This is a genomic window from Actinobacillus equuli (genome assembly GCF_900636745.1).
GTDB lineage: Bacteria > Pseudomonadota > Gammaproteobacteria > Enterobacterales > Pasteurellaceae > Actinobacillus > Actinobacillus equuli.
This window is the reverse complement of the sequence record NZ_LR134310.1, coordinates 1,534,250-1,546,661: the sequence shown is the minus strand read 5'-3', so window position 1 is coordinate 1,546,661 and position 12,412 is coordinate 1,534,250. Positions and strand designations below refer to the sequence as shown.

General features: G+C 43.8%; 7 protein-coding genes, 5 tRNA genes and 3 rRNA genes. All 15 read right to left on the bottom strand.

The window, feature by feature from the left end; genetic code table 11:
* Positions 1 to 72: 72 nt before the first annotated feature.
* Positions 73 to 149, bottom strand: a tRNA-Arg gene (locus tag EL121_RS07335).
* 72 nt (positions 150 to 221) lie between these two features.
* Positions 222 to 298: transfer RNA gene (locus EL121_RS07330), tRNA-Arg, on the bottom strand.
* A 13-nt stretch (positions 299 to 311) separates the two neighbouring features.
* Positions 312 to 406: transfer RNA gene (locus tag EL121_RS07325), tRNA-Ser, on the bottom strand.
* Between the two features lie 247 nt (positions 407 to 653).
* On the bottom strand, positions 654 to 2,594 hold the full coding sequence (locus tag EL121_RS07320; RefSeq protein WP_039198794.1) for a heme lyase CcmF/NrfE family subunit: 1,941 nt from the start codon (positions 2,592 to 2,594) through the stop codon (positions 654 to 656).
* On the bottom strand, positions 2,594 to 3,139 hold the full coding sequence (ccmE, locus tag EL121_RS07315; protein WP_039198792.1) for a cytochrome c maturation protein CcmE: 546 nt from the start codon (positions 3,137 to 3,139) through the stop codon (positions 2,594 to 2,596). The genes EL121_RS07320 and ccmE overlap by 1 nt, the downstream gene beginning before the upstream one ends.
* A gap of 222 nt (positions 3,140 to 3,361) precedes the next feature.
* A complete protein-coding gene (gene ccmD / locus EL121_RS07310) occupies positions 3,362 to 3,553 on the bottom strand; it encodes a heme exporter protein CcmD (RefSeq protein ID WP_039198788.1) in 192 nt (63 codons plus the stop codon).
* A gap of 22 nt (positions 3,554 to 3,575) precedes the next feature.
* Positions 3,576 to 4,310 carry a heme ABC transporter permease gene (locus EL121_RS07305; protein ID WP_039198786.1) on the bottom strand — a complete coding sequence of 245 codons (735 nt, stop codon included), beginning with the start codon at positions 4,308 to 4,310 and terminating at the stop codon, positions 3,576 to 3,578.
* A gap of 71 nt (positions 4,311 to 4,381) precedes the next feature.
* Positions 4,382 to 5,044 carry a heme exporter protein CcmB gene (gene ccmB / locus EL121_RS07300; protein ID WP_039198784.1) on the bottom strand — a complete coding sequence of 221 codons (663 nt, stop codon included), beginning with the start codon at positions 5,042 to 5,044 and terminating at the stop codon, positions 4,382 to 4,384.
* Positions 5,045 to 5,052: 8 nt separating this feature from the next.
* Positions 5,053 to 5,688 carry a cytochrome c biogenesis heme-transporting ATPase CcmA gene (gene ccmA, locus EL121_RS07295; protein WP_039198782.1) on the bottom strand — a complete coding sequence of 212 codons (636 nt, stop codon included), beginning with the start codon at positions 5,686 to 5,688 and terminating at the stop codon, positions 5,053 to 5,055.
* Positions 5,689 to 5,826: 138 nt separating this feature from the next.
* Positions 5,827 to 6,537, bottom strand: a complete 711-nt coding sequence (gene hda, locus EL121_RS07290) for a DnaA regulatory inactivator Hda (protein ID WP_039198780.1) — start codon at positions 6,535 to 6,537, stop codon at positions 5,827 to 5,829.
* Positions 6,538 to 6,810: 273 nt separating this feature from the next.
* A 5S ribosomal RNA gene (rrf, locus tag EL121_RS07285) occupies positions 6,811 to 6,926 on the bottom strand.
* Between the two features lie 152 nt (positions 6,927 to 7,078).
* A 23S ribosomal RNA gene (locus EL121_RS07280) occupies positions 7,079 to 9,978 on the bottom strand.
* A gap of 268 nt (positions 9,979 to 10,246) precedes the next feature.
* A tRNA-Ala gene (locus EL121_RS07275) sits at positions 10,247 to 10,322 on the bottom strand.
* 51 nt (positions 10,323 to 10,373) lie between these two features.
* Positions 10,374 to 10,450 (bottom strand) — tRNA-Ile (locus tag EL121_RS07270).
* Positions 10,451 to 10,531: 81 nt separating this feature from the next.
* Positions 10,532 to 12,071, bottom strand: a 16S ribosomal RNA gene (locus EL121_RS07265).
* Together the 16S, 23S and 5S rRNA genes with 2 tRNA genes alongside form the textbook arrangement of a ribosomal RNA operon.
* Between the last annotated feature and the right edge of the window lie 341 nt (positions 12,072 to 12,412).

Genomic DNA, 12,412 nt, shown 5'->3' with positions numbered 1-12,412 from the left:
AATCCGTAAAGGATAAATTTTAAAATTATTGGAAAATTTGCTGAATTACGAAAAAGATTTGAATATTTGAAATGGCGCACCCGAGAGGATTCGAACCTCTGACCGCTCGGTTCGTAGCCGAGTACTCTATCCAGCTGAGCTACGGGTGCGTTGTATTTTGAATGGTGAGTTATTTAGTTTTATCAGCGACCATTTTAATTTGAATAGAGTAAAAATTAACATGGCGCACCCGAGAGGATTCGAACCTCTGACCGCTCGGTTCGTAGCCGAGTACTCTATCCAGCTGAGCTACGGGTGCGTGATAAAGTAAATGGCGGTGAGAGAGGGATTCGAACCCTCGATAGAGCTTTTGAACCCTATACTCCCTTAGCAGGGGAGCGCCTTCAGCCTGCTCGGCCATCTCACCACTCACTGTGTCTGTGGCGCACATATTACTAGAATTTAGAAATATGTCAAACCCTTTTTCTTAAAAATTCGAAAAAATTAGACGTTTGCCTACATTACAAACAAAAAGAGTGATTTTCAGCAATTTTGTGAATAATTCTCAACCTTTTCATAGAGTTATAAAACAAGCGGTCGAATTTTTCGAAAATTTGCAAAAAAATTCGAAAATTCGACCGCTTACCTAAGTGTAACTAAGAACTCAACCCAATTTAGGCATGAATACGAACGCGATAGCGTTTATCCATCATACACAATAGACCGCCTAATGCCATAAATAATCCGCCAATCCAGATCCAGCGAATAAACGGTTTGTAATATAAACGAACGCCCCATGAGCCGTCTTCGAGTTTTTCACCTAAAGCAGCATAAAGATCCCGGCTAAAGCCCCAATCAATCGCTGCTTCGGTCATACCCATTTTACTCACGTTATAAAAACGCTTTTCTGCATTTAAGGTTGCTTCATATTCGCCGTTTTTAGTAATCGCAATTTCTGCTGTGCCACCTTGGTAGTTCGCTCCGTCAGTAATCTTGATCCCTTTAAATTCAAAATTGTAATCAAGAATTTGTACCTGATCGCCAACGTTCATACGAACGTCTTTCTCAATACTGAAATTCTGACTAAATGCGATACCAAATACAGTCATCGCCACCCCAACGTGCGCTAACACCATTCCCCAATGCGAACGAGATAGTTTGAAAATACCGCTAAAGAAGGTATGGCGATGTGTCGCACGTTGATGTAATTCATATAAGCTCAAAATAATGATAATTGCCGCCATCATTACCCCTAACACCGAAGTTGCGGTAATACGATCAGCAAATAAATATGGTAACGCAAAACCAAGCACCGTCATTAACACTAATGAGATAAGTACCGGCGTACGAATCGCTGAAATTTGATCTCTGCGCCATTTCACTAATGGGCCGATACCCAAAATAAAGGCAAACGGTACCATCAATATGACAAACATTTGATCAAAGAACGGCGCACCAATAGAGATTGAGCCTAAACCGATCTGCTTATGAATTAGCGGTAAAATCGTACCTAAAAATACCACGGATAAAAATGCCATTAATAAAATATTATTAATTAATAACATTGATTCACGTGAATATCTTTCATAATTATCTAAGCTTTTAATTTTTGAACCTTGGAAAGCATAAAGTAATAATGAGCCGCCAATAACCAGCACTAAATAAGCCAAGATATATAAACCACGCGTTGGATCCGAAGCAAACGCATGCACCGAAACTAATATGCCTGAACGCACCAAAAACGTACCTAGCAAGCAAAGCGAAAATGCTAATATCGCAAGCAACACCGTCCAAGCTTTAAAGGTACTGCGTTTTTCCGTTACCGCTAATGAATGAATCAGCGCTGTGCCTGCAATCCAAGGCATTAAAGAAGCATTCTCGACCGGGTCCCAGAACCACCAACCGCCCCAACCCAATTCATAATAAGCCCACCAAGAGCCTAACACGATACCTAGCGTTAAAAATACCCAGGCTGCCATGGTCCAAGGACGAGACCAGCGTGCCCAAGCGGTATCCAATCTGCCGGTCATTAGGGAAGCAATCGCAAAGGCGAATGCCACCGAAAAACCAACGTATCCCATGTATAGTAATGGTGGATGGAAAATTAAGCCGACATCTTGCAACATCGGGTTTAATTCTCGACCATCAGCGGGGAAATTAGGGAAAGTACGCGCAAACGGATTCGAACTAAAAAGAATAAATAGTAGGAATCCAATACTAATCAAGCCCATGATACTCAATACGCGCGCCACTGCTTCTTCCGGCATCTGACGACTAAAGGCAGCTACAGCAACTGCCCAAAGTGCTAGCAACCAAATCCAAAGCAATAAAGAGCCTTCATGAGAACCCCATACCGCAGATAAACGGTATTGTAGCGGTAAGGTTGAATTCGAGTTATTCACCACATACTGCACACTAAAATCATTTACGGCAAATAAATAGAAAAGCGAGCCGAATGAAATCGTGAGTGCCAGAAACATTCCCCATGTCATCGGGCGAGCTAACGACATTAAGGTGATATTACCTTTCTGTGCACCGATAAGCGGTAAGATTGCCAAGAAAATTGACAATCCTAGCGCAAGTGCTAAGCCATAATTGCCTAATTCCGCAATCATTATTTAGACTCCCCTTGCAAAGTCTTCAGGGTCTCTTCTATTTCCGCTCTATCACGCTCTGATTCACCTTTTAAATCAGATTCTGAAACACCCATCTTATTGTGTTTTTGTTTTAATTTGTCACCTAACTCCGGCGGCATATAGTTCTCATCATGCTTCGCCAAGACTTCCGTTGCTCTTAAACGAGTCGGCTCAATTAATACGCCTTGCGCCACAATGCCTTGCCCTTCACGGAATAAATCCGGCAAAATACCTTCGTATTCAATCGTAATCGAGGGTCCAACATCATTCACATCAAATTCAACTTTTAAGGTTTTCTCATCACGCTTTACCGTGTCTTCCACAACCATTCCGCCAACACGAATACGTTGACCCACTTCCGGTTTTTGATTCGGGTCATCATTCTTACCATTTACAATTTCCGATGGCGTATAAAATAAATCGATATTCTGACTTAGCGCATAAAGCGTCAGACCGGCGGCAACCGCCACACCGAATAAAATTGAAACCACCACTTTCAATCGCGATTTACGTCTTGGATTCATAGTAATCACCTTTCAAAATGTGCCGATTGCACAAAAAAATTTAAATAAAAAACTCTGCGTAGAATAACAAAAAATCATTTAAGATTCCGCTATTACTTTAATCTCTAGAAAGAATCTTTGCTTTTTCTCAAACCCTATACCTCAAAATAAGTAAGCGGTCATTTTTTCTAACTAACTTGCAAAAAGTTATATAAAAATGACCGCTTAATTCCATAGCTATAACTACTTCTTATTGAGTTGTGCTTCTCGTGCTAACTCTTTTTTGACTTGTTGCACAATTTGTTTTTCTTCTCGACGAGAGAACCAAATCAAGCCGCCCATCGCAATAATAGAAACCGCATAAGAAAGCCAAACATAGAAACCGTAATTTCCCATTGAAAGGAAATCACTTAATGATTCAAATTGAAATTGCATCTTTTTCTCCTAATTTAACCGCTTATTTTGTCACAAGTGCTTTTACCCAAGGGCGCTTACGCTCATCATTTAAGAGCGCAATACGATAACGCCAAATACTAAACCAAGCGGTAAAAATTAAGCTGCCGAAAATCGCCAATAATAACGGAATCAACATTTCTACAGCCATAGACGGCTTATCTAATTTCGTAATGGTTGCGCCTTGATGTAAGGTGTTCCACCACTCCACTGAAAAGTGAATAATCGGAAGATTAATCACACCAACTACCGCTAACACACCGGCTGCTTTCGCACCGGTTTGCTTGTCTTGGAAAGCGGAATAAAGTGCCATTACCCCAATATATAGGAAGAATAAAACTAAAGCAGACGTCAAGCGAGCGTCCCAAACCCACCAAGTTCCCCACATCGGTTTACCCCAAATAGCACCGGTTGCAAGCGAAATAAAGGCAAACACTAACCCGATTGGCGCCATTGAAATCATCGCAAGGCTTGCTTGACGAATCTGCCACACTAATGCCACCAATGCGGCAACCGCCATTGAACCATATACCCCCATCGACCAAATTGCTGCCGGCACATGGATAAAGATAATACGATAACTATCGCCCTGCTGATAATCCTTAGGTGCGAAACCAAGTCCCCACACAAACGCAACCGCTAACATCATAAAACTTAACCAACCTAATACCGGTTGAACTTTCCCAAGCAATCGATATTGTGTTTCCGATTTAGCGTAGGGGTGAAGCCATTTCCACATAACATCTCCAAATTACAAAAAATAATAAAAATTTAACCGCTTACTTACTATGCGATCTTCAAAAGTATTTGCTATTGAATACTTATTCTTAACGCCCCAGCAATTGCAAAAGGTGAGAAAGTTAAGGTTAGAGCCAAAATAGCACCGATGATCGCAAGCTGACCACTATATCCCATATTCAAAGTTGCAGCTTCTAATACTGCGGCGGCAAAAATCAATACCGGTAAAAATAATGGCAAAATAAGTAAACTGAGTAATGTCCCGCCTTTACGTAAACCGACCGTAAGCGCAACACCTATCGCCCCTAAACAGCTAAGAATCGGCGTTCCCAGTAATAAAGTAAGAACGAGTGCCCACCAAACTTGTGTTTCTAACGAAAGCAAAATCGCCGCAACCGGTGACAATAAAATCAGGGGCAATCCGGTTAATAACCAGTGTGCAATCACTTTTGCTAACGCAACTTGTGGCAAACCAATCGGCAAAAGCATAAGCTGTTCCAAAGAGCCGTCCAAATAGTCATCCCGAAATAACCGCTCAAACGATAATAATGCCGATAATAATGCGGCAACCCATGCCACTCCCGGTGCAATTTTGCCTAATAATTCAGGATTTGGCCCCATTAATAACGGGAAAAGGGTAATCACAATCAGAAAGAACCATAAGGGATTTAAAATCTCCGCCGGCTTGCGAAAAGCAATAGTCAGTTCTCGCTGAATAATATTAAATAAAATCATATCAATATTTATATCTTAAATTTATCTAATGAAAGAATCTGTACTTGGCTACTTTCTGCTGCCTGATGGCTAGTGAATATCACTATCCCACCTTCCTCACAGTGGCGTTCGATATGAGAGATCAAATCAGCCACACCTTTTTTATCAATTGCGGTAAAAGGTTCATCTAAGATCCAAAGTTTCTGCTTAGTCAGCCACAATTTTGCTAAAGCGACACGACGCTGCTGGCCTGCTGAGAGGTGTGAACAAGGTAAATCCTCTCGCCCAACTAATCCCACTTTATCCAAAGCATTCCAAAGCACATCATCACTTAACGGCAACTTTTGCATTTTTTGGAAAAAACGTAGATTTTCCCACGGACTAAGTTCCGGTTTCACTCCGGCATGATGCCCCAAATAAAATAGCTCTGTATAATATTCTTCACGGCATTTCTGAATAGGCTCATCATTCCAAAGGACATCGCCTTCGGCGGGTGTCGATAATCCGGCAAGAATTCTTAATAAACTTGTTTTACCAATACCGTTATGTCCTTCAATTTGTAGCCAATCTCCGCTTTTCACAGAAAACTGACAACCTTCAAAAAGACGGTTCTCGCCCCGCTCACAAGCTAAATTAATCACTGAAAGTTGATGCATATAAGACATAATTATTTATTGGTAGTAAAGTTAACAAAGTTTAACATAAGCCTACATTTTAGCGTAGCAAAGCCGTTACCTCTTTAGAGGTAACAAGCGGTTAAATTTGGCGATTTTTTTGCAAATATTGATAGGAATCAAATCGCATCAAAGCCCTAAAATTTCTTTCACAAAAGGCACGGTTAATTTCCGCTGTGCCTGTAAAGAGGCTCTATCGAGACGATCCAATTCAGTGGAAAGTGTTTGTAAATCTCTATCCAAACGTTTTAGTAAGAAATTAGCAACCTCATCGGAAAGCTCCATTCCTTTTTGGTATGCATTACGCTGTAAAATGATTCTCTTTTGATCATCAGTTAAATCATTTAACTGATAAACCTCTCCCCAAGTAAGGCGAGAACGAAGATCAGGTAAATTGATCTTTAATTGATGCGGAGGACAATCAGCACTTATCAGCAGCAATGTCTTATGACCGCTACCAAATAAACCTTGTTGCTCCCGGATCTGGTTAAAGAGATTAAAAATAGCGAGTTCCCAAGCTTCATCACCGGCAACTACTTGGAGATCATCCAAACAGATAACATCTAATTGTTCGGCATTATCCAAAACCATTGGCGAAAAGTATTGTGATTTTTCTAAAGGAATATAGCTAGACGTTTGCTGATTCAGTAAATAATGATTACTTACCGCTTTTAGGAGATGGCTCTTACCACTACTTTTCCCGCCCCAAATATAAAAAAATGGCTGCTGCACATCGACAAAATTTTGGCGCAAAGAATCCAACAGCACAAGGCTGTTTTCTGCGTAAAAATTATCGAAAGTCTCATCATCAACTTGATGAATGGGTAATGGTAATTGCAAAGAAATGTTTAAATCCTATAGATATAATCAATAGTAGAAGAATAACGGAAAAGAGTGATTTTGAGAAGTAGTCAAACCAGAAAATACTTTCCTTCGCATTAAAAGAAAACAAAAGTGTAAGCTCACTTTTACTTCGCTTGTAGACTACTTTGATTTTTCGGATTGTTTTATTTGGATTTTCAGCCTTTCGAGTGAACTATGCCCTTTAGCTCTCAAATCCTCAAAAAAGCAAAAACCCCGTGGTTATCTCTAACCACAGGGTCCCTAAATGCAATCTGGCGATGCCCTACTCTCACATGGGGAAACCCCACACTACCATCGGCGTTACTGCGTTTTACTTCTGAGTTCGGAATGGAATCAGGTAGAGCCACAGCACTCTGGTCGCCAGAATATTCTGTCGATGACTTCGGCTATCGCCTTCGTCTTTATCTGTCTTTTTCTTTGTTCTTTATCTGCTTTTTATTCGCACTTTAAATTCGAAACAAGCTGTTACTGATTTTCTAGTCTTTAGTCTTCATGCCCAAAAACACTTGAGCGTTGTATAGTTAAGCCTCTCGGGCAATTAGTATCCGTTAGCTCAATGGCTCACACCACTTACACACCAGACCTATCTACGTCGTAGTCTCCAACAACCCTTACAGTCTTATAGACTGGGAGAACTCATCTTGAGGCAAGTTTCGTGCTTAGATGCTTTCAGCACTTATCTCTTCCGCATGTAGCTACCCAGCAATGCCTCTGGCGAGACAACTGGAACACCAGTGATGCGTCCACTCCGGTCCTCTCGTACTAGGAGCAGCCCCTCTCAATTCTCCAACGCCCACGGCAGATAGGGACCGAACTGTCTCACGACGTTCTAAACCCAGCTCGCGTACCACTTTAAATGGCGAACAGCCATACCCTTGGGACCTACTTCAGCCCCAGGATGTGATGAGCCGACATCGAGGTGCCAAACACCGCCGTCGATATGAACTCTTGGGCGGTATCAGCCTGTTATCCCCGGAGTACCTTTTATCCGTTGAGCGATGGCCCTTCCATTCAGAACCACCGGATCACTATGACCTGCTTTCGCACCTGCTCGACTTGTCTGTCTCGCAGTTAAGCTTGCTTATACCATTGCACTAACCTCACGATGTCCGACCGTGATTAGCAAACCTTCGTGCTCCTCCGTTACTCTTTGGGAGGAGACCGCCCCAGTCAAACTACCCACCAGACACTGTCCGAGACCGCGTTCCGCAATCTTCGTTAGAACATCAAACGTTAAAGGGTGGTATTTCAAGGACGCCTCCACAATCACTGGCGTGACTGCTTCAAAGGCTCCCACCTATCCTACACATCAAAATTCAATGTTCAGTGTCAAGCTATAGTAAAGGTTCACGGGGTCTTTCCGTCTAGCCGCGGGTACACCGCATCTTCACGGCGATTTCAATTTCACTGAGTCTCGGGTGGAGACAGCCTGGCCATCATTATGCCATTCGTGCAGGTCGGAACTTACCCGACAAGGAATTTCGCTACCTTAGGACCGTTATAGTTACGGCCGCCGTTTACTGGGGCTTCGATCAGGAGCTTCTCTTTCGATAACACCATCAATTAACCTTCCAGCACCGGGCAGGCATCACACCCTATACGTCCACTTTCGTGTTTGCAGAGTGCTGTGTTTTTAATAAACAGTTGCAGCCAGCTGGTATCTTCGACCGGTTCAACCTTCGAGAGTAAATCTCTACAATCTACGCCGGCGCACCTTCTCCCGAAGTTACGGTGCTATTTTGCCTAGTTCCTTCACCCGAGTTCTCTCAAGCGCCTGAGTATTCTCTACCTGACCACCTGTGTCGGTTTATAGTACGGTTTAGTATAACCTGAAGCTTAGTGGCTTTTCCTGGAAGCGTGGTATCGGTTACTTCGTCTCCGTAGAGACTCGTCATCACTTCTCGGTGTTAACGGAATTCCGGATTTGCCTAAAATTCCCACCTACCGGCTTAAACAGACATCCAACAGTCTGATAACCTAACCTTCTCCGTCCCCACATCGCAGTTATACCAAGTACGGGAATATTAACCCGTTTCCCATCGACTACGCTTTTCAGCCTCGCCTTAGGGGCCGACTCACCCTGCCCCGATTAACGTTGGACAGGAACCCTTGGTCTTCCGGCGAACGAGTTTTTCACTCGTTTTGTCGTTACTTATGTCAGCATTCGCACTTCTGATACGTCCACCAAACTTCTCAATTCAGCTTCATCCGCTTACAGAACGCTCCCCTACCCAACAGTATTTCTACTGATGCCGCAGCTTCGGTGACTAGTTTTAGCCCCGTTACATCTTCCGCGCAGGCCGACTCGACTAGTGAGCTATTACGCTTTCTTTAAATGGTGGCTGCTTCTAAGCCAACATCCTAGCTGTCTAAGCCTTCCCACTTCGTTTCCCACTTAACTAGTACTTTGGGACCTTAGCTGGCGGTCTGGGTTGTTTCCCTCTCCACGATGGACGTTAGCACCCACCGTGTGTCTCCTGAGTATCACTCTTCGGTATTCGCAGTTTGCATCGGGTTGGTAATCCGGGATGGACCCCTAGCCGAAACAGTGCTCTACCCCCGAAGGTGTCCGCTCAAGGCTCTACCTAAATAGATTTCGGGGAGAACCAGCTATCTCCCGGTTTGATTGGCCTTTCACCCCCAGCCACAAGTCATCCGCTAATTTTTCAACATTAGTCGGTTCGGTCCTCCAATTAGTGTTACCCAATCTTCAACCTGCCCATGGCTAGATCACCGGGTTTCGGGTCTATACCTTGCAACTCAAACGCCCAGTTAAGACTCGGTTTCCCTTCGGCTCCCTTATTCAGTTAACCTCGCTACAAAATATAAGTCGCTGACCCATTATACAAAAGGTACGCAGTCACCCCATTAAGAGGCTCCCACTGCTTGTACGTACACGGTTTCAGGTTCTATTTCACTCCCCTCACTGGGGTTCTTTTCGCCTTTCCTTCACAGTACTGGTTCACTATCGGTCAATCAGGAGTATTTAGCCTTGGAGGATGGTCCCCCCATCTTCAAACAGGATTTCTCGTGTCCCGCCCTACTTATCGTTAGCTTAGTACCACAATTGAAACTTCGAATACGGGACTATCACCCTTTATAGTCGAGCTTCCCAGCTCGTTCTTCTGTGTCTACTGCTATCACTAACAGGCTCTTCCGCTTTCGCTCGCCGCTACTTACAGAATCTCGGTTGATTTCTTTTCCTCGGGGTACTTAGATGTTTCAGTTCTCCCGGTTTGCCTTTACTACCTATGTATTCAGTAGTAAATACTAGATTCTTCATCTAGTGGGTTTCCCCATTCGGATATCTTGGATTAAACGCTTCTTATCAACTCATCCAAGCTTTTCGCAGATTAGCACGTCCTTCTTCGCCTCTGATTGCCAAGGCATCCACCGTGTACGCTTAGTCACTTAACTATACAACCTCAAATGTTCTTATTCTTTCAAACTTCGCATTTGACGTTAGTTTTTAAACTAAACACTTAGCTGCTTTTGTTCAGCTAAGATTTTTTAACTACTCAGACTTTCAATGTATTCGTTATCACTTCCGCTTTAACGAACTTGAAAAATCTCTCAGTTTTTCAGCTTGTTTCCAATTTTTTAAAGAACAATTTAAGACAATAATTTGACTTATCATCATGACTAAATAAACAAACATTCTATTTATTCACTTAGTCATGATGATTGGTGGAGATAAGCGGGATCGAACCGCTGACCTCCTGCGTGCAAGGCAGGCGCTCTCCCAGCTGAGCTATATCCCCATACATCATGACTGAACATAATCTCACCTTTCAGTTTTCACTCGTTTAGAGTGGTGGGTCTGAGTGGACTTGAACCACCGACCTCACCCTTATCAGGGGTGCGCTCTAACCACCTGAGCTACAGACCCAAAAGGATGCCGGATTATATCCGTTTTCGTCTTCTTTCTATCAAACAATCTGTGTGAACACTTGCAGTCGCTTAATCTTGGTAAGGAGGTGATCCAACCGCAGGTTCCCCTACGGTTACCTTGTTACGACTTCACCCCAGTCATGAATCATACCGTGGTAAACGCCCCCCTTGCGGTTAAGCTATCTACTTCTGGTACAACCCACTCCCATGGTGTGACGGGCGGTGTGTACAAGGCCCGGGAACGTATTCACCGCAACATTCTGATTTGCGATTACTAGCGATTCCGACTTCATGGAGTCGAGTTGCAGACTCCAATCCGGACTTAGACGTACTTTGTGAGATTTGCTCCATGTCGCCATATTGCTTCCCTCTGTATACGCCATTGTAGCACGTGTGTAGCCCTACTCGTAAGGGCCATGATGACTTGACGTCATCCCCACCTTCCTCCAGTTTATCACTGGCAGTCTCCTTTGAGTTCCCGGCCGAACCGCTGGCAACAAAGGATAAGGGTTGCGCTCGTTGCGGGACTTAACCCAACATTTCACAACACGAGCTGACGACAGCCATGCAGCACCTGTCTCATGGTTCCCGAAGGCACTCTCGTATCTCTACAAGATTCCATGGATGTCAAGAGTAGGTAAGGTTCTTCGCGTTGCATCGAATTAAACCACATGCTCCACCGCTTGTGCGGGCCCCCGTCAATTCATTTGAGTTTTAACCTTGCGGCCGTACTCCCCAGGCGGTCGATTTATCACGTTAGCTTCGGGCACCAGACTTAAAGTCCAATCCCCAAATCGACAGCGTTTACAGCGTGGACTACCAGGGTATCTAATCCTGTTTGCTCCCCACGCTTTCGCACATGAGCGTCAGTACATTCCCAAGGGGCTGCCTTCGCCTTCGGTATTCCTCCACATCTCTACGCATTTCACCGCTACACGTGGAATTCTACCCCTCCCTAAAGTACTCTAGTTGACCAGTATGAAATGCAATTCCCAGGTTAAGCCCGGGGCTTTCACATCTCACTTAATCAACCGCCTGCGTGCCCTTTACGCCCAGTTATTCCGATTAACGCTCGCACCCTCCGTATTACCGCGGCTGCTGGCACGGAGTTAGCCGGTGCTTCTTCTGTAGTTAACGTCAATTGATTGTTCTATTAAAACAACCACCTTCCTCGCTACCGAAAGAACTTTACAACCCGAAGGCCTTCTTCATTCACGCGGCATGGCTGCATCAGGGTTCCCCCCATTGTGCAATATTCCCCACTGCTGCCTCCCGTAGGAGTCTGGACCGTGTCTCAGTTCCAGTGTGGCTGGTCATCCTCTCAGACCAGCTAGAGATCGTCGGCTTGGTAGGCCTTTACCCCACCAACTACCTAATCCCACTTGGGCTCATCTCATGGCATGTGGCCTTGCGGTCCCACACTTTAATCCGAAGATATTACGCGGTATTAGCTACAGTTTCCCGTAGTTATCCCCCTCCATAAGCCAGATTCCCAAGCATTACTCACCCGTCCGCCACTCGTCACCCAAGGAGCAAGCTCCTTCGTGCTACCGTTCGACTTGCATGTGTTAAGCCTGCCGCCAGCGTTCAATCTGAGCCATGATCAAACTCTTCAATTCAAAAAGTTTAATCGCTCAATAAACTGCTTAGCTAAGTTTACATATTACTTTAAAAGTAAAAATGAATTTCTAGTTTAAGCACCTATTAAGACTTCAAAATCAAAAATATTTTTTAATTAAGTCAATCAACAAGTGCCCACACAGATTGTCTGATAAATTGTTAAAGAACAAAAAGAAACGACGCACTGGCAATCAATTTTAAATCGTTCACAACAGTGCGTCGTTGTGTGAGGTGCATTATAGAGAAATCTAAAATCCTTGCAAGCACTTTTTGCAAAAAAATCTTGAAAAAATGATTAAAAGAACACATTTAGTACAATTCGAATGTTTTTTATTATTTT